General features: G+C 40.1%; 16 protein-coding genes and 2 CRISPR repeat arrays. Of the genes, 10 read left to right on the plus strand and 6 right to left on the minus strand.

Annotation, left to right across the window (positions count from 1 at the left end):
• Nucleotides 1–76: 76 nt before the first annotated feature.
• Nucleotides 77–802 (minus strand): reverse transcriptase domain-containing protein, encoded by a 726-nt coding sequence (locus PHF18_RS10485; RefSeq protein ID WP_300102253.1) that lies wholly within the window; start codon nucleotides 800–802, stop codon nucleotides 77–79.
• A 191-nt stretch (nucleotides 803–993) separates the two neighbouring features.
• A CRISPR array of direct repeats spans nucleotides 994–1,914; the repeat unit is 36 nt; unit sequence GTTTCAATCCTTGTTTTAGTGGAAGCTACTTCTCGA.
• Nucleotides 1,915–2,510: 596 nt separating this feature from the next.
• On the opposite strand from PHF18_RS10485, the gene cas1 reads away from it, so the two are divergent.
• Genes cas1 through PHF18_RS10500 form a run of 3 tightly spaced genes read left to right on the plus strand, consistent with a single transcriptional unit; the run spans nucleotide 2,511 to nucleotide 4,659 of the window.
• Complete coding sequence (cas1, locus tag PHF18_RS10490) at nucleotides 2,511–3,521, plus strand: CRISPR-associated endonuclease Cas1 (protein ID WP_300102395.1); 1,011 nt, start codon at nucleotides 2,511–2,513, stop codon at nucleotides 3,519–3,521.
• Nucleotide 3,522: 1 nt separating this feature from the next.
• Entirely contained in the window at nucleotides 3,523–3,828 is a 306-nt protein-coding gene (cas2, locus tag PHF18_RS10495; protein ID WP_300102256.1) for a CRISPR-associated endonuclease Cas2, read from the plus strand.
• A gap of 60 nt (nucleotides 3,829–3,888) precedes the next feature.
• Nucleotides 3,889–4,659 (plus strand): DUF6293 family protein, encoded by a 771-nt coding sequence (locus tag PHF18_RS10500; RefSeq protein ID WP_300102259.1) that lies wholly within the window; start codon nucleotides 3,889–3,891, stop codon nucleotides 4,657–4,659.
• A 139-nt stretch (nucleotides 4,660–4,798) separates the two neighbouring features.
• Here the strand turns inward: PHF18_RS10500 and PHF18_RS10505 are convergent, their stop codons facing one another.
• A complete protein-coding gene (locus PHF18_RS10505; protein ID WP_300102262.1) occupies nucleotides 4,799–4,945 on the minus strand; it encodes a hypothetical protein in 147 nt (48 codons plus the stop codon).
• Between the two features lie 141 nt (nucleotides 4,946–5,086).
• Nucleotides 5,087–7,678: direct repeats of the CRISPR family, unit length 37 nt; unit sequence GTTTCAATCCTTGTTTTAGTGGATCTTGCTCGCGAAT.
• 391 nt (nucleotides 7,679–8,069) lie between these two features.
• On the opposite strand from PHF18_RS10505, the gene PHF18_RS10510 reads away from it, so the two are divergent.
• On the plus strand, nucleotides 8,070–8,417 hold the full coding sequence (locus PHF18_RS10510) for a hypothetical protein (RefSeq protein WP_300102265.1): 348 nt from the start codon (nucleotides 8,070–8,072) through the stop codon (nucleotides 8,415–8,417).
• Between the two features lie 32 nt (nucleotides 8,418–8,449).
• Here the strand turns inward: PHF18_RS10510 and PHF18_RS10515 are convergent, their stop codons facing one another.
• From PHF18_RS10515 to PHF18_RS10530, 4 genes are all read right to left on the minus strand, one after another.
• Nucleotides 8,450–9,340, minus strand: a complete 891-nt coding sequence (locus tag PHF18_RS10515; RefSeq protein ID WP_300102267.1) for an SEC-C metal-binding domain-containing protein — start codon at nucleotides 9,338–9,340, stop codon at nucleotides 8,450–8,452.
• A gap of 100 nt (nucleotides 9,341–9,440) precedes the next feature.
• Nucleotides 9,441–10,013 (minus strand): plasmid pRiA4b ORF-3 family protein, encoded by a 573-nt coding sequence (locus tag PHF18_RS10520; RefSeq protein WP_300102271.1) that lies wholly within the window; start codon nucleotides 10,011–10,013, stop codon nucleotides 9,441–9,443.
• Between the two features lie 139 nt (nucleotides 10,014–10,152).
• Nucleotides 10,153–10,566, minus strand: coding sequence for a hypothetical protein (locus PHF18_RS10525; protein ID WP_300102274.1), 414 nt, complete (start codon nucleotides 10,564–10,566; stop codon nucleotides 10,153–10,155).
• Between the two features lie 150 nt (nucleotides 10,567–10,716).
• Nucleotides 10,717–10,980 carry a hypothetical protein gene (locus PHF18_RS10530; protein WP_300102278.1) on the minus strand — a complete coding sequence of 88 codons (264 nt, stop codon included), beginning with the start codon at nucleotides 10,978–10,980 and terminating at the stop codon, nucleotides 10,717–10,719.
• 586 nt (nucleotides 10,981–11,566) lie between these two features.
• On the opposite strand from PHF18_RS10530, the gene PHF18_RS10535 reads away from it, so the two are divergent.
• The 6 genes from PHF18_RS10535 to PHF18_RS10560 all read left to right on the plus strand — a co-directional run bounded on the left by PHF18_RS10535 (nucleotide 11,567) and on the right by PHF18_RS10560 (nucleotide 18,748).
• Complete coding sequence (locus PHF18_RS10535) at nucleotides 11,567–13,189, plus strand: ABC transporter substrate-binding protein (RefSeq protein WP_300102398.1); 1,623 nt, start codon at nucleotides 11,567–11,569, stop codon at nucleotides 13,187–13,189.
• A gap of 283 nt (nucleotides 13,190–13,472) precedes the next feature.
• The gene (locus tag PHF18_RS10540; protein ID WP_300102281.1) at nucleotides 13,473–14,912 is read left to right on the plus strand and encodes an ABC transporter substrate-binding protein; all 1,440 of its coding nucleotides are present in this window, start codon (nucleotides 13,473–13,475) and stop codon (nucleotides 14,910–14,912) included.
• 257 nt (nucleotides 14,913–15,169) lie between these two features.
• Complete coding sequence (locus PHF18_RS10545; RefSeq protein WP_300102284.1) at nucleotides 15,170–16,162, plus strand: ABC transporter permease; 993 nt, start codon at nucleotides 15,170–15,172, stop codon at nucleotides 16,160–16,162.
• Entirely contained in the window at nucleotides 16,159–17,016 is an 858-nt protein-coding gene (locus PHF18_RS10550; protein WP_300102287.1) for an ABC transporter permease, read from the plus strand. Before PHF18_RS10545 ends, PHF18_RS10550 begins: the two co-directional genes overlap by 4 nt.
• A 90-nt stretch (nucleotides 17,017–17,106) precedes the next feature.
• Nucleotides 17,107–18,147, plus strand: coding sequence for an ABC transporter ATP-binding protein (locus tag PHF18_RS10555; RefSeq protein WP_300102290.1), 1,041 nt, complete (start codon nucleotides 17,107–17,109; stop codon nucleotides 18,145–18,147).
• Between the two features lie 52 nt (nucleotides 18,148–18,199).
• Nucleotides 18,200–18,748 (plus strand): ABC transporter ATP-binding protein, encoded by a 549-nt coding sequence (locus tag PHF18_RS10560; protein ID WP_300102293.1) that lies wholly within the window; start codon nucleotides 18,200–18,202, stop codon nucleotides 18,746–18,748.
• Nucleotides 18,749–18,766: the final 18 nt, after the last annotated feature.

Here is an 18,766-nt window from a genome sequence, read left to right on the forward strand (position 1 = left end):
ATGGTGGTTTGGAATCTCTACCTGTATAGCGAGTCCGAGGGGCCTACCATCATCTTCTGTGCAGCATAGCTACAGTTCATGCGACAGGAACTGTCGCATGAGTGCGCTTTCGTGGCGCACAATCATCTGCAAAACGTACAAGGTGCTCTACTGAGTCCCCTTCAACATTCTTGAGCCCGATTTCAGCCCACTGGTTGTCGAACTGGTCCAGATAGAAGTTTACGAGAAGAGGTGAGATTATCCCACCCTGGAGCAGCCCTTTTTTCGAAGATTTTCCGGAACCGCTTTCAACTGATCCTTTTTTAAGCCAGTCCTCGATAAGGGAAAGTATCAGTTTGTCTTCAATCCTTGTTTTGAGGACCTTCATGAGCTTATCATGGGGGATGCTGTCAAAACAGTTCTCAACATCTCCTTTCAAATAATGAGTGCTTCCGGTCTCAAGCCATTTGTAAACTTCAAGGCTGGCAAGTTTTGCAGACCTGTAAGCCCGGTACCCATAAGAACAGTCTTCAAAATCAGCTTCAAAAATAGGCTCAAGTATAAGTTTTACAGCTCCCTGCACCAGCCGGTCTTTTACGGTCAGGATTCCAAGTTGCCTTGTCTCCCCGTTTCGTTTAGGGATTTCGACTCTTCGGACTTCGTCAGCAGCATACCGATTTTTTTCAAGCTCTTTCTTTACTGCCTGGATGAAATTTTCAACCCCAGAAGCCTCTACCTGCTGGATAGTAAGGGAATCCACACCTGTACCCTTTGTGTTTCTGTTGAGGTTCTTCCAGGCAGTGTACAGGACCTCGTCTTTCAAAAGCAGTTTTTTAAGCTTCTTGAACCGTTTACCAGGGTTCCTTTTCGCTTTGTTGTACAGTTTCAGTTGAATCTTGGCTAGATTTTGGTTCTGAATATCAGATGCCTCCGTAAATGATTCTTAATTTTTAATCATCTACAGAACCTGATATACTTAGCCGCGAAGAATTCGGCTTTTTTCCGAATTTGAGGGTCTAGATACTTGTTTTAGTGGAAGCTACTTCTCGATAAAAGAAAAAGAATTAGGAAGTGAGAACATTAATTACGTTTCAATCCTTGTTTTAGTGGAAGCTACTTCTCGATAATCAGTACAGTGGTGTGGAAATGCATGGATAACCGGTTTCAATCCTTGTTTTAGTGGAAGCTACTTCTCGATGTGTCATACATGACAATGTCCTGTAAAAAAGGTTTGTGTTTCAATCCTTGTTTTAGTGGAAGCTACTTCTCGATCGGTAGTCTGTCAGATATCGTAAACGTTGTTTATTGTTTCAATCCTTGTTTTAGTGGAAGCTACTTCTCGATTACTTCGAATCGTCATAGAAGCCACTCAAGGGTATGGAGGTTTCAATCCTTGTTTTAGTGGAAGCTACTTCTCGATAAGCTGGCATAAGGAGAATTGAAAAACTATATGGTTTCAATCCTTGTTTTAGTGGAAGCTACTTCTCGATACATACCTGACAATCTGATACAGCATGTTAAGACAATGGAGTTTCAATCCTTGTTTTAGTGGAAGCTACTTCTCGACTATAAAAGGGAGAAAGTTATATGGCAAAAGAAATATTGTTTCAATCCTTGTTTTAGTGGAAGCTACTTCTCGACAAAATGAGAAGAAACGATTATGATAGAACAATAATTAGTTTCAATCCTTGTTTTAGTGGAAGCTACTTCTCGACAAGAGTTTCCAGAGCCAGCTTCCTCGGAATCTTATCATGTTTCAATCCTTGTTTTAGTGGAAGCTACTTCTCGACTTATGGCCTGGATATGCAGCCGATGTAGTAATCTATGGTTTCAATCCTTGTTTTAGTGGAAGCTACTTCTCGACAAGAAAGGCCCTCTCCAAATATAACAGGAGTGAAAGTTTCAATCCTTGTTTTAGTGGAAGCTACTTCTCGACAGGGTCGTTTTCCCTTATTTCCAGCTAATTTCTAAGCAATTTCGAATATGAGAATCAGCATCATGCAAATTGTTTTTTGCTTGAACTGTATAATATTTGAAATTTACCTGTTTTCGTTTTGGTTAACAAAATTTGCTGGTCGACATATAGCTACAGGGTATATAAGGAGCAGCAAGTTATAAACTTTTGCATTTTTACCTGCCCGATATTGATATTATTTTTTTTATAATGAATACATATGGTCATTAGAAAGATATTATTAAGAGAGTGGAGGTGAGCAGCAAGTCTAAAATTTTATTTAAATGTTTTACTCTGCCTCTATAATGTGTTTTTCGATTATCAGGTCGAGCAGAAAAATGGAGGTTTCTTTTGTAGTAATTCAAAACAGTAGTTTGTAATGTTGGTATTGATATCGTTTTTCTGTAAATTAGTTTGTAAAGTTGAGCTAAAGCGTGATTCCGGAGGAAAACGGGAGAACCAACTTCCAGAATTCGGATTTTTTCCGAATTCTTCGCGAAATACTATTTGTAGGTTCGTAGGCTTAAAAGAATATGGAACAAATCAATACATAAGGGGGTAATTCTGGATTCGCCTGATTGTTGATGAATACGGGACTTATATACATAAGAAGAGCAACCGATTTATCTTCGTGGACAAGACTGAAAAGCTGCTAAAAAAGGGGTTTTCGGCAGATAAGGTCTCACAGATCCTTATTTACACGGGAGCCGCGGTTACGGCTGATGCGATAGAGCTTGCGGTTAAAAAGGGGATAGACATAGTTTACCTTAACAGGATGGGGATGCCTTTTGCGAGAACTTACTCCTGTGAGCAGGAAAACTCTGCCTCAATCCAGCGCTGGCAGGTAAGGGCATATGATAACGAAAAGGGGGTTTTTCTTATGAGTTCTATGATCGGGGCCAAGATGAGGAACCAGGCTTATTTTTTAAAAAGCTTCGCAAGAAACAGAAGCAACGAGCCTTTGATGATAAGTGCAGAAAGGATCATGTCCCTGTCCGAAAGAATAAAGGAGCTGGCTGAAGAATGGGGTTATATCGAGGAGGCAAGGAACAGCCTTTTCGGTATTGAGGGAGAGGCTTCAAGGGTTTATTTTCAGGCTCTTTCAAACATTATACCCGAAGCTGTGTACTCAGGAACACGCACAAAACAGCCCCCTGGAGACCTTTTCAACTCAATGCTCAGTTACGGGTACGGAATCCTCTATACCGAAGTGGAAAAAGCCTGCATACTCTCAGGCCTCAATCCTTACATGGGCTTTCTTCATACCGACATGCCGGGAAAACCTTCAATGGTCCTTGATTTGATAGAAGAATTCCGGCAGCCGGTTGTGGACAGGGCTGTACTCAACCTTGTCTCAAAAAAGATTGTCACAGAAAATTACCTCAAGCCTGTTGAAGGCGGTTTTTACCTGAACCGGTCCGGAAGGCACAAAACCCTGGAAGCAGTCTCGGAAAGGCTGGCAAAAGTCGTAAACTACCGGGACCTCAGGCACTCTTTTTCCAGCCTGATCCTGCAGCAGGCGAGAGGGGTTGCAAAATACCTGACCGGAGAAAGCAGCAACTATGCTCCTTTTGTGTACTGGAGGTAATATGTTTTTGTGGCTCGTCTACGATATAACCGATAACAACCTCCGGAACAAAGTCTCGGAAAAGTGCCTGGATTTTGGGCTCTACAGGTTCCAGAAAAGCGTATTTTTCGGGGAACTGGACCCGGAAAAGATGAGTGATCTGGCAGAAGAAATCGAACAGGTTCTGGACCATGAAGAAGGGACTGAAGAAGATTCTGTTCTCCTTTCACCGGTTTGCACAACCTGTCTGGAAAAAAGGCTTGTAATTGGGAAAAACTTCAACATTCAAACGTACGCAGAAAAAGAATGCTTATTTATTGCTGAATGACCTGGACTGTATGAGAAAAAGTAACAGGAAAGAAGAAGGAAAAGCGAGGAAAGAAAAACTATGGCAGTAATGATCGCAACTCTTGGAGGGTCGGGAGACATCGTAAAACTGGGAGTCCGGCTGATGGAAAATGTAGATAAGGTCCTGCTAGTTGCCGGAAAGCCCTTAAACAGGCTTTATCCGGAATCTGAAATCAAAGAAGGTACGGAAATTGTAAATCCTCCTGAAAAAGCTTTAGAACTTGAAAAACTTCTTGACGGTTTTGGTATAAGCGTCGAAACCTGCGAAGTAGACCCTTTTAATTTCAAAGAATGCCTCATAACGATAATCGAGTTGATCTATGCCCAGCCCGAAGATGTTGAAGTTGTTTTAAACGTCACAGGCGGCACAAAAATCCTCTCTCTTGCAGCCATGAGTGCTGCTGGCATGTGCCGGTGCAAAGCTTTCGTTATCCAGGAAAAAGGAAACTGGAGCATCAAACTTGAACTCCCCATGCCAGACTCCGGCTATTTCGAAAAAATAGGGAAACAGGGAAAAAAGATCCTCTCCTACCTGATGCAGGAAGAAAAGAAGCTGAACAAACCCCTCGAACAATGCGACGATGAAAAATTAAGGCCCTTCATAAGCAAAAACATAGCAAACCACCTCGGAGTAACACCTCAGACCATTACTCCAAACCTCAAGACCCTGGAATTTTCCGGGCTTCTTTCCAGCCGGAGAGGAGCAATAAAGAGGGGAGAACCTGCCGGTGGAAAATGCGGAGTAAAAATCTGGACCCTGACTGACGAAGGAAAAATCTACGCTGCCTATTTCAGCAAAGAAAAACTTTGAAAAATGCAAGAATCCTTTTGTCCTAATGTTTTTAAGAAAATCATTCAATTCCTGACTCAAACAACTAAAAGAGAAAGATCGTGATTTTTATTAAGGGTTATTGTATGAAGTTCAGAGTCCGGAATTATAGAGTTCAAGCTTAAAACCTGTTTTTCTCATTTATTTCCTTTGCACGCTTGAACATACCTACCAGTTTCTTTGAAACTACAGGATTTTTTTCGTTCCTGAAGAACTCCTTTGCATCTTCTCCTTCAAGAACAAGCCCGAGCTCGATGGGTTTTGCCATATTAAATACCTTCTTTTCTATGATTTAGTAATCTATGTTAGAGTTATATATTTTTATTGGAGGCTTCGGAGTTCTTAGCTCCAGTATATAGCAAAATCATTTGCAACATTATTTCTTTGACTTGCCTGCACTTCATGTTAAGTTTAAATTCTGGTTTTAGTGGATCTTGCTCGCGAATAAGTCTAGTTTATACATAAAACATTCTGATTTATAGTTTCAATCCTTGTTTTAGTGGATCTTGCTCGCGAATTCCCAGGGGAGAACATAATAAAATCAGATGAATTTGGTTTCAATCCTTGTTTTAGTGGATCTTGCTCGCGAATCAGATGGAATGACATTACGCATTTATATGGGTTAGTTTCAATCCTTGTTTTAGTGGATTTTGCTCGCGAATGCGAAGTGTTCGTGAAGGTGTGATTATGAACACTAGTTTCAATCCTTGTTTTAGTGGATCTTGCTCGCGAATTACTGATTGAACGAATACTCATACATTGAATAAAAAGTTTCAATCCTTGTTTTAGTGGATCTTGCTCGCGAATAAGTTGTCTTAGAAGTCCACCACGAGGTTTTATTATGGTTTCAATCCTTGTTTTAGTGGATCTTGCTCGCGAATATTTAGAGACAGAAAAGCTTTTTAGCGTTAGAATAGGTTTCAATCCTTGTTTTAGTGGATCTTGCTCGCGAATAAAAGATGTTCGACTCTACGTTCCTGCGCTTTTAAGTTTCAATCCTTGTTTTAGTGGATCTTGCTCGCGAATCCTCGGTTTTTTTCAGGAGTCGCGGTCCTGAACTTCCGTTTCAATCCTTGTTTTAGTGGATCTTGCTCGCGAATAGGAATTATATTTCTCGTTATATTCCTGAAAATAGTTTCAATCCTTGTTTTAGTGGATCTTGCTCGCGAATGTTCCTGGTTATTTTTCTGTTTTGCTGTATCGGTGGTTTCAATCCTTGTTTTAGTGGATCTTGCTCGCGAATATTTAAAGATCAACACGAATTTGAATACGAAATATAGTTTCAATCCTTGTTTTAGTGGATCTTGCTCGCGAATTCATAAGGGACTGCCTGCCGATTCTCACAATCAAACGTTTCAATCCTTGTTTTAGTGGATCTTGCTCGCGAATGATTACGAGACTGAATTAGGAATCCTGAACTTAAAGTTTCAATCCTTGTTTTAGTGGATCTTGCTCGCGAATTTCCATTGCCCAGGTCAATGATTGCGTGGCAACGTTTCAATCCTTGTTTTAGTGGATCTTGCTCGCGAATACGTTTGTAGATGAGGATAATAGATACCGCTTTTTGTTTCAATCCTTGTTTTAGTGGATCTTGCTCGCGAATAATCTGGATTATCATGCAAGCGTTGAAGCTCTACAGTTTCAATCCTTGTTTTAGTGGATCTTGCTCGCGAATAAATAAGCCCGATAGGAAAGCGATCAAGAGACAGAAGTTTCAATCCTTGTTTTAGTGGATCTTGCTCGCGAATTAGATGCGACGGCGACGAAGAAATGCCTCTCATTGTAGTTTCAATCCTTGTTTTAGTGGATCTTGCTCGCGAATTTTTGGAAAGTGGAGCGAGCGAACAGATTGAAAAAAGTTTCAATCCTTGTTTTAGTGGATCTTGCTCGCGAATTTTATATGTAATGCGTTACGTATGACGTGTATACAGGTTTCAATCCTTGTTTTAGTGGATCTTGCTCGCGAATTTAGGACTATTTGTAATAATTTGATATGAAGGGTATGGTTTCAATCCTTGTTTTAGTGGATCTTGCTCGCGAATATAGCTAATGCACTTTAGGGGTGAACATATGCAAAAGTTTCAATCCTTGTTTTAGTGGATCTTGCTCGCGAATTTTTGATGATATGATTTATATGCCAATTCATCAGTTTCAATCCTTGTTTTAGTGGATCTTGCTCGCGAATTATAATACCAGAGAATTTGTTGAAGCTTTAGGATTGTTTCAATCCTTGTTTTAGTGGATCTTGCTCGCGAATTTTTTAACAAGTGTGTATTATAGGAGAGCAATAGTTTCAATCCTTGTTTTAGTGGATCTTGCTCGCGAATGTGTCAAATTACAAAACAGACTAAAAAGCAATCGGGGTTTCAATCCTTGTTTTAGTGGATCTTGCTCGCGAATATCCATATGGACATTTCTCACAGTCGTACGGGCATGTTTCAATCCTTGTTTTAGTGGATCTTGCTCGCGAATTCTACCGGGAATCTCCTTCCATTCATCTTGATCCAAGTTTCAATCCTTGTTTTAGTGGATCTTGCTCGCGAATATGAAAACGTTAAACGAAACATTCACTGACGACGAATTTGAGTTTCAATCCTTGTTTTAGTGGATCTTGCTCGCGAATTTAGGGGAGCCGATGTCGATTCTATTCCAAAATTGATGTTTCAATCCTTGTTTTAGTGGATCTTGCTCGCGAATGTGGTTTGGATGATATCTATGGTTAATCACCTTCTAAAACTATATGAGGGTTTCAATCCTTGTTTTAGTGGATCTTGCTCGCGAATAAAAGTTTTTGAACGCCCTGGATACATGTTTAGCGTTTCAATCCTTGTTTTAGTGGATCTTGCTCGCGAATAAATCCCTCAATACCCCGTACAATGTAAGTTTTGTATGTTTCAATCCTTGTTTTAGTGGATCTTGCTCGCGAATAGTATCCACACTTGCAGGTCTTTGCGAAGTCATAAGTTTCAATCCTTGTTTTAGTGGATCTTGCTCGCGAATAGGGCAAAAATTTCCGGCGTTTGGCCAGAAAAGGCTTAAAATGAGCCCTTTTTCGGGGCTAAAATTCTTGCTGGAAAATTATCAAACCCTTTATAAATACAAGAAAATCAGGGTTTTTGATGGTTTGGAAACATCTGGACATATGCTTTTCTTCCTATTAAACTTTTGTTTTTAAAACTGTTAAAGTAGATATCTAATTCAGGCGCTTTCGTGGTCAATATTGGTTTGCATGTGACCTGTTTCAATAGCATACAGTTTCAATCTTTGTTTCAATGAATCCTGCTCGCAAATATCACAAAGCAAATCACTGAAATTGTACAGCCAGATTTCAATCCCTGTTTCACTGGATCTCAGAAAACTTCAAATTAATGATATTGCATAGCATACTTATCATGCAAGGAAGTAAAGTCAAAGATACGGACTTCACGGGAACCTGGCTCATTTATGAGATGGAACTATGGGATGAGGACTATTTCAATATGGAAGTTCAGGCTCATATAAAGCTAGAGCCAGACAACAACGGGTTTTTTCAATTTTGTCTTGTTTGTGGGGAAATAGATGGGAAGATCGTTGATTATGCTGATGGCAAACGATTTGAATTCACCTGGGAAGGAAATGATGAATGCGACCCTGTCTTTGGCAGTGGTTGGGTCAGAATAAAAGAAAAAGGTGAACTCGAAGGCGAGTTTAGAATTCATCGGGGAGACAGTTCTACCTTTTCAGCAAAGAAAGTAGAGTAATAATCGCAGAAATTGTTCGGAAACTACTTAATTTATCCCTGGGATAGTTTTTTTGCTGTTTCCAGATCTCCAAGCTTAGTATAGGATTCAGCTTCTGCGCTGAGCATATTTTTTATAATTGACTTATCTGAATCAGGGAAAATCCGGCAGAAATCCTGGCAGTATTTTATCCTCTTCATATGAAAAGAGTCATCTTCCACCGCTGCTTTAGCTAACTCCATTCCAAAATACTTACACCAATTAAAAATACTTTGTGATAGGCCGGAAATGAATTTATCAGCATCCTTAACGGATTTTATATGAGGGGGAACAATACTCATTATCATGTTCCACGCTTTTTCCCACTTTTCTATTCCACTTCTGGAATCCTGCTTATCAAAGTCTTCATAGCCATCTTGAATAAAATCATCAATCATTTCAATATTGAATTTTTCCGGAATAATCCGGTTCCATAATTCCATTATTGCTAACCAGATGAAATCTTCATCCTGGCCCGGTGCCTGAAAATTCTGTGTGTAATAATGATCTTCTGCTAACTGAATTGCGGAGATATAATTTTGAGCCTGTTTTTTGAAGCGTTCTATTTCGAAATCGATATTCATTGATTCCAATTTTTCAATTATATCCGAAGTGCTCATCTTTCTTACTTTTTTAAGAGTCCAGCCTCCTAGAATGAAATCCTTGAAGCATATATCCTTGTCATTAGAATATTTTCCAATTTCTTTGCCAATTTTTTCCAATTCTTCAGGCTTCTCTTGTAATTTCTGTTGAAATTTCATAATTGCTAACCGACTAACACCTGGTTTTTCGGGTTTTGAAGTGATTTGATTTGTAGTGGCTACTTTGCGACCTAAACAACAATTTTTATATTTTTTGCCTGAACCACATGGGCACGGATCATTTCTACCAATTTTCTTTGACATTTTGGTCAGTTCCTTTGTTTTATGAGGAGTAATTCAGAATCGACATTTTGTCCTTTTTTAGAATTATATATTTTTATTGGAAGCTTCGAAGTTCTCAGCTTCAGAACGAAACATCCTTTGGATCAAAGTATTCGGGATCAAAATCTTCCCCCAGCCATGCCACGTTGTCTTCATATTCCTCATGGTCCGGGTCCTTCAGGATCTCCAGTATATCTTCATAGCCCCATATCCCTCCGATGTCTTCAGGAACACCTGCTCTTTTTCCGGCAGTGCAGACAGGATACTCCACCCCTTCTGCTCTCGGGAGGATTTTTTCAAGCCGGACTTTTACCTGCCAGTCATCTCCGAAATCGTAGGTGTACAGAGCAGCCTTATTTTCCAGTGTGAATAATTTAGAGAGTTTAACTTTCTCCTCGGGCAAAAGCAGCAACGTATCACTGAAATGTTCGTAACCTTCATCTTCAGCCCCAATTTTTACAGGCGCTCCTGTCTTTGGATTTTTCATTTCGAATTCGTGCAAATGGTAGTCGTCCCAATTCATTACAGCCTGAATAGCATTATGAAGGTCCAGGAAAGTATAATTTTCCGGCACCTGGATTCTCCGCCAGATCTGAGGGACAATACCCTTCATTGAAAGCTTTATCTGGTAAACCTTCTTGAAAGTGTCTTCCATAAATTATTCACCACTGAATATACTTTAATCACCCTATTTCAGGTTTTGGGGTTTTTGTCCAGAAATCAACTGGTAAATCAACTGGTAACACACAGGCAAGAAACTTCCTTAACCGATGAGCAGTGGAAGAACCTTTACTTCATGGCAGGAAGTGGGGAAAATCCCTGATCGTCTCTAAACATTCATCTACGGATAAGCCTTGAAAAATTTCAAACCATTTCTTTGTGTGTCTCATATATGAAAGATTGAAAAGACCATCTCCGACATATTCCATGCGGGCAAACTTTATTTCAAAAAATGGGGACACAGCCAGTGGGTCCGGACAAGCGTACTTCGCACAAAAGTAAAAGGAACTGTGGTACCACTTCGTATAAATGTCCACAACATAATTGAAACGCATATCCTCAGGTGGAGGCTTGATGTGTTCAGGCTTTAGAAACGATTCAACAAGTTCATTAGCTTTCGTTTCCACCTCTTCCTTTACATTTTCAGGCACCCTGGGTTTTGGAGAATTTTGTGAACAAAATGTCCAGGCTTTTTGTCCTCTTTTCATGGTATCTCATATGTATAATATCCTGAAACTCTTTTTCATACTAAATATTTTTAGATTTATTTATGGCTAAAAAAGAAGAAGGCTCAAATTAATCCTCTATCGGTCTTATGCCGACTAGCAAACCTTTTTAAGTGGATCTTGCTCGCGAATTTAGTGTTTTTTGTGCTTTTCGTGGCCCTGCTTCGGGTCCGGGATTCCTTTGCTGGTTCCGGGCTGGGTTATAAGGTTCCAAAGCCGGTCCGCTTCCAGCCGGTCTTCCTCTGTGATCGGAGGGGCATCGGTAAATATGGCGCCTTCGCTTCCTACCCAGAACCGGCTTTTATCGCTCATGTCCGGGTCTTTTTGCTTGGCCGTGTAATATTTCCGGCCGTCCCTGTCTATGTGCTCCTCGTCCTCGATTTCGTTCTTCGGCATCCTGGGTTCCTCCAAATAATCGTTATTATATACCATTACGCATTTCCTTTATACATATTTTCGGCTGCATACGCCTTCATTTAACCCTATTTTGCTAAGTATCACCCTTGCTTTAGTGGATATGCTCGCGAATTTTGTTTTTGTTATTAACTGCGAAAATATTCAGGCGTTTGAGTTCCAATCCTTTTTTTGATTGCCTGAATTTCTACTTATTTTCAGCATCCGATGTCCACAGCTAATTAAAAACCCATGAAAAGAATGAACCCTCATATTTGGTAATACTAAATTGTATATAACAAATATCTTAGTAACACATTTTTTTAGAAACGTATTTATAGTAAAATAGTTTTATTCAACTAATCATACTTATAACTTAAAAAGTAACACATTAGCGGTATATTTAGCTATATGCGTATTATTCAAAAAGGATCTTTCCAGTCATTACAATACTGGTTCAGGAATTTATGTCAAAAGAATTCCTGGCTCTAATAACAATCGAGGAGGAGTTTTGATTAAGAAAAACCAGCAATATTTGCTCATAGGCTCAATAATCATAATTATGGCGGCTGTTGTTGTTGTAAGTTCGATGTCCAGCCCTGCTTCAGATCCTGCTTCAGATCCTGCATCATCTGATCCGGCTTCCCGGGTTTCTGAGGAAATGGTATTCAGGGGGTCTGAAGAACCGGTAAGTTCCCGGGGGTCTGATGAACTGATAACAGCCGTAGGGACTCACGGTGGAGAACCGGAAGCTGGCTTTAACCCGATTACCGGCTGGGGTTATAACCGTGAACCTCTGGTCCAGAGCACTCTTTTCAAAAAGGACAGCAGTGCAAATCTGATCAACGATTTAGCTACAAATTATACGGTTAGCAGTGATGGATTAACGTGGACCGTAACAATAAGGGACGACGTAAAGTTCCATGACGGAGTGCCTTTAACAGCTAAGGATGTGGCATTTACCTTTAACACGGCAGCAGATGCCAGTGGGAGTGTGGATTTATCCATGCTGGAAAAGGCTGCTGCAATCGATGATTATACCGTTGAATTCGAATTAAATGACCCGCAGGCTACCTTCATCAATAAACTCGCAGTTATTGGCATTGTTCCTGAACATGCTTACGATGAATCTTATGGTCAAAATCCAATAGGGTCGGGCCCTTACAGGTTCGTGCAGTGGGATAAAGGGCAGCAGGTAATCTTTGAAGCAAATCCGGATTATTATGGGCAGGAACCGTACTTTAAAAAGATAACCATGCTTTTTATGGCATCTGATGCTGCTTTTGCGGCAGCTCGGTCCGGACAGATTGATCTGGCTGAAATTCCTGCTTCATTTGCCAAACAAACAGTCGATGGGATGAAAATAGTATCTCTTGACTCTATTGATGCTCGAGGGATAAGCTTCCCGATGCAGGCAAATACAGGTGAGAAAACTGAAAATGGCTACGCAATTGGAAACAATGTAACTTCTGATATTGCAATAAGAAAAGCCCTGAATATCGGGATAGACAGGCAGGCGTTAATCGATGGAGCATTAAACGGGCAGGGGAAAGAGGAATTTACAGGTGTGGATAAATTGCCCTGGGGAAATAAGGAAGCTATTTTTGAGGATGGAAATCTCGAAGCAGCAAAGAAAATCTTAACTGAAGGTGGCTGGGAAGATGCTGACGGCGACGGCATTGTTGAAAAGAATGGATTAAAAGCCGAATTTACTTTGTTATATTCTTCCAGTGCACAGGAAAGACAGGCATTAGCTGTTTCTATCTCCGAAGAAGCCCGAAAGCTGGGGATAAACATTAAAGTCGAGGGTAAAAGCTGGAATGAAATTGACACCCTTGTTCATTCAACTCCGGTAGTCTTCGGTTATGGTTCGCTGGACCCGACTGACATATACTTAAGATACTACAGCAAGAGCTACGATCCTTCGAGTTACAACAACGTAATAATGTACAATAATTCTGCTGTGGACAACTACTTGAGAACGGCTATAACCAGTTTTGATCCGGACACTGCTAATGAAAACTGGCAGCTGGCTGCCTGGGATGGGACTACAGGCTTTTCCGAAAAAGGAGATGCTGCATGGCTGTGGATGGCAACCATTAATTATGTCTACATTATGGATGACGACCTGGATATAGGAACTCCCAGAATACAGCCTCACGGTGCAGATATTTTCGGCAGCATTCTGGAATGGAAACGTACAGGAAATTAAACAGGGAGCTGAGTTTTGACTTCAAATCCCATTTTTTTCTTTTGAATAGCGTGTGAAACTGAGCATAAAGAAAAGAGGAGGAGTTTAAATTAAGAAAAGCCAATCCTATTTCCTGATGGGGGCAGTAGTTGTATTTATAGCAGTTATTTTTATTTCCATGTCAGCCAGTAAGCCGGTTAGCTCGGCTCCCCAGGCTTCTGATGAATTAGTCGTGAATGTGTATTCGCATACCGGAGAACCAAAAGCAGGATTTGACCCGCTTCTGGGATGGGGATGCGGTCATGTGAATTTTGAACCGTTGATACAGAGCACTCTTTTTAAGTCAGCTGATGATGGCAGTATAATAGATGACCTTGCTACAGCTTACTCGGTTAGTCCTGATGGGAAGACCTGGACTGTACATATAAGAGATGATGTTAAATTCACGGATGGGGAGAAATTAACAGCGGAAGACGTAGCATTTACATTTAATACCGCAGTTGGAAGTAATTCAGAGCTGGATATGAGCAATCTTGAAAATGCTGCCGCAATAAATGATACTGCAGTTGAATTCAAATTAAAGGAACCCCAGTCCAGCTTCATCTGGAGACTCAGATACGTTGGAATTGTGCCAGAACATGCGTATAAAGAAGAAACCTATGGGTCCAATCCGATCGGATCGGGACCTTATAAATTGGTACAGTGGGACAAGGGTCAACAGGCAATATTTAATTTAAACGAAGATTACTATGGGAAAAAACCATTCTTCAAAAAAATAACTTTGTTATTCCTGGATAAAGAAACGGCATTTGCAGCTGCAAGGTCCGGGGAAGTAGACCTGGCTGAAATCGACATTAACCATGCAAATCAAACCGTAGATGGATATAATTTAAGGTCTCTTCCCTCCTCAAGAGCATTCGGAGTTTCATTCCCCATGCAGAATAATACCGGGGAATTAAGTCTGCAGGGAGATCCCATAGGCAATAATGTAACAGCAGATCTGGCAATTCGAAAAGCCTTAAACACAGGGATCGACAGAAAAGCTATACTTGACGGAGTAATCTATGGAAAGGGGGATGTAGAATACACAGGAGTAGATCAACGAGACTTTGGGAACCCTGAAGCTAAAATAAACGATTCAAATCTCGAAGACGCCAAAATAATGTTAGAAAACGCAGGATGGAAAGACAATGATGGCGATGGGATTCGAGAAAAAGATGGAACTAAAGCAGAATTTAAACTCTACTATTCTTCAGCAGATCAAACAAGGCAAGCTCTTTCTGTAGCTGTAAGCGAACAAGCCAGAAAATTAGGCATAAAAATAGACCTTGTCGGCACAAACTGGGATGAAATATATGCCAATCAATACAGTTCAGCCGTTTTATACGCTTACAGCAGCATAGATACCTTCAATTTATACATGCAGTACCACAGTAAAGAAGCAGATGATACCTACAAGAATCCGGGACTTTACAATAATCCTGTTGTAGATGGATATTTAGAATCAGCTTTAAGATCTGCGGACCAGGACCAGGCTACAAAATACTGGCAATTAGCTGCGTATGACGGAAAGACCGGTTACGGGCCTGCAGGAGATGCAACGTGGTTATGGCTGGTGACAATGGATTATCTGTATACTGTGGATGAAACCCTGGACATAGGAACTCCACAAAAAAACGCTGGGTCTGATATTTTAGGAAATATCTACGAATGGACAAGGACAGATGCAACCAGCTCGACTTGAAGATGCAACCAGCTTGACTTGAAATGAGTGATATTAACATCGTAATAAAATGATGTTGTAAATATTACTCCTTTTACCTTTTTTATCCGGGACTGGAATTTGAGGGAAGATTACTGAGAAATATGGTACAGCCTATTTCGGCTTAAAATAGTATGAAAATTTGTCATATTATTCATAATTATTCATACATATTCGTAGTATTTGTCTCTAAGTTAAAATTGATTCATTATAAAATAATTCCGAGATGAGGAGATAGTGTGTTAGACAAGGACAAAATAGCGGGCTTCATAGGAAATAAAATACTTCGGTTGCTAAGTCTCTTGATTGTAGTTTGCTTTGTAAGTTTCATGCTTATTCAATACTCGCCCATAGACCCTGTTAGAGCATATATTGGAGAAATGCCAGTGAGTGCAGAGCACAAAGCCAATCTTGAGGAATATTGGGGAGTTAACACGCCTCCGCAGGAAAAATTCCTGAACTGGGCGGGAGATGCGCTTAAAGGAAACTTTGGAATATCATTGATATATAGAATGCCTGTTACTGATGTAATCAAAGAAAGATTCACAGCTTCCCTTGTTCTTATGGCGGCTTCATGGCTGTTTTCAGGAATTTTAGGTTTCATTTTAGGGATAATAGCGGGAATGAAGAAAGGGACGTGGATAGATAAGACAATAAAAATTTATTGTTATGTTTTAGCTGCCACACCAACTTTCTGGCTGGCACTAATTCTATTAATGGTATTTTCTGTGTATTTAGGCTGGTTCCCTATAGGTTTAAGTGTACCAATAGGGGTCACTGCGGAAAATGTGACCTTTTTGGATTGGTTTTTGCGTTTAATTCTTCCTGCACTAACTTTGAGTTTATTAGGAGTTGCACAAATTGCGCTGTTTACCCGGGAAAAATTAATAGAAGTTCTATCCAGTGATTATGTCTTATTTGCAAAGGCAAGAGGGGAAAAAGGACTGGATCTAGTATTAAGGCATGGAATCAGAAACGTTGCACTTCCAGCTATTACACTACAGTTTTTAGGGTTCAGTGAATTGTTTGGAGGAACAGTTCTGGTTGAACAGGTATTTTCCTATCCCGGAATTGGACAGGCTGCAGTAGCAGCAGGATTGAGATCTGACGTACCACTGCTTTTGGGAATAGTTATTGTTAGTGCTTGCTTTGTCTTTTTTGGAAACGCAATTGCTGATCTTATATACCAGTTTGTTGACCCCAGGATAAAACAACAGGAGGCATCAATATGAGTACTGCTGTTGTAACAGTTAACAAAGGAGTGTTCAGAGGATTTAATTTAAGACAGAAGACCCTTTTAATTATAGGCTTCACGTCCCTTTTATTGCTTGCAATTGTGATTTCTAGCGTGGAGTTCGGCGACGAATCCTTACATACTAATTTTGGCTCTAAAAACCTTAACCCTTCCCCGGAACATCCCTTTGGGACAGATTGGATGGGAAGGGACATGTTCATAAGAACTCTAAAGGGACTTGGTTCAAGCATAATGATTGGAGCTTTTGCTTCTACAATCAGTACTATACTGGCTATAATTTTAGGCTTGCTCTCAAGTACAGGAAAGATCGCAGACTCCTTTATCGCCTGGTTAGTGGATTTATTCCTTTCAATCCCCCACCTTCTTTTGATAATCCTTATTTCCATAGGATTCGGAGGGGGAGCAACAGGAGTCATTATTGGAGTTGCATTAACGCATTGGACAGGCTTAACAAGAGTTGTAAGGGCAGAAATAAAGCAGTTAAAAACCCAGGAATACATCCATATCTCCAGAAATCTTGGGAAATCAAAATGGTGGATAGCTACAAAACATATCTTTCCCCATTTAATTCCTCAGATATTCTTAGGCACGATTTTAATGTTTCCACATGCCATTTTGCATGAAGCTTCAGCCACATTCCTGGGATTTGGACTTTCACCTCACGAACCGGCAATTGGTATAATTTTATCAGAGTCTATGAAGTACCTCTCGGCAGGGTACTGGTGGCTTGCATTCTTCCCGGGATTATCCCTGTTAATTGTAGTCCTGGCATTTGATATGATCGGAGAAAATTTAGGAAAGCTGATTGACCCAAAAAATGCTCACGAGTAAATATCACACGAGTAAATATCACTGGTCATCGGTTGAGATATTTTTTGCCTGAAGGGTAAGTACAAATATTAGATTTAGAAGGTGTGGACTATGGGATATATGGAAAATATGGGAAATATGGGAAATATGGAAAATATGGAAAATATGGGAAATATGGAAAATAAAACTAAAACAACTGCTAAAGAAAAGAAGAAAACTGAAGCTCTATTAAAAGTAGAAAACATTTCCCTTTCGTTCATTCAATATGCTTCCGGACTTAGACAAACTGAGTTAAAAGTAATCTCCAATTTGAGTATAGAAGCTCACAGCGGCGAAATTTTAGCTGTTGTTGGCTCGAGCGGGTCTGGTAAAAGTCTTCTGGCTCATGCGATTTTAGGAATTTTACCTTCAAATGCGAAACTTGATGGGAAAATGGAATATAACGGCCAGCAACTTACTCCGGAGAAAAAAGAAGAAATCAGGGGTAAAGAAATAGCTCTGGTTCCTCAATCTACAAACTATCTGGACCCTTTAATGAGGATCTCCAACCAGGTAATAGGATGTGTTGAAGAGAAAAATGAAGGCTTAATGAAGAAGGTCCAGAGAGACATTTTCCAGAAATACGATTTAAAACCAGATGTTGACAGAATGTTCCCCCATGAGTTATCAGGGGGCATGACCAGAAGAGTTCTGGTTTCTACTGCCGTAATGAGCTCTGCAAAGCTCATAATTGCCGATGAACCAACTCCGGGCCTGGATGAAAAAACTTTGAATGAAACCCTGAGTTATTTCAAAGACATGGCAAACAGAGGCTGTGCAGTGATACTGATAACTCATGATATCGAAGCTGCCTTAAAAATCTCTGATAAAATTGCAGTGTTCTATGCAGGTACGGTTTTAGAAGTAGCCAATGTTGAGGACTTCAAAAACAACGGAGAAAATTTAAGGCACCCATACACCAGAGCACTCTGGAATGCCCTTCCCCAGAACAAATTCCAGGCAATTAAAGGCCATCAACCAATGCAGGATGAAGTCATTGACGGATGTATTTTTTATGAAAGGTGCTCTAAAAAGAATGAGCTTTGTTCGAAAGGCATCCCTCAACTTAAAAGCGTCAATGGAGGAGTTGTGAGGTGTAATAATGTGTCTTAAATGTGAGAATATAAGTTTCGGATATAAAAAAAACAATTTGATTTTAAATAATGTGAATCTATCTCTGGGTAGTGGAGAGGTACTGGGGCTAATCGGGGACAGTGGAAGCGGTAAATCAACCCTGTGTAAAATCCTGGCCGGCTACGAAAATAATTATCAGGGAAATGTAAGTATCGACGGAAAAGCAATCCCCTCAAAAGGATATAATCCAGTCCAGCTCGTCTTTCAACACCCGGAAAAAGCTGTAAACCCTAAATGGAAAATGAAAGACATTTTAAATGAAGGACATATTGTTCCACAGGATATTTTAGATTCCTTCGGAATAAAAAAGAGCTGGTTTAACCGGTGGCCCAATGAGCTTTCCGGAGGGGAACTTCAAAGGTTTGCCCTTGCAAGAGCTTTAAGCCCTGAAACTAAATTTTTAATCGCTGATGAAATAACTACAATGGTAGATGCTATTACCCAGGCTCAAATCTGGAATATCGTTCTGGATATAGTCAAAGAGCTGAATATCGGAGTACTGGTTGTAAGTCATGAAAAAAAGTTAATTAGTAAATTATGTCACGATGTTGTTTATCTGGATGATATCAATACAGTTTGAATAAAATACAGTTTGAAA

Source organism: Methanosarcina sp., assembly GCF_028693135.1.
Lineage (GTDB): Archaea > Halobacteriota > Methanosarcinia > Methanosarcinales > Methanosarcinaceae > Methanosarcina.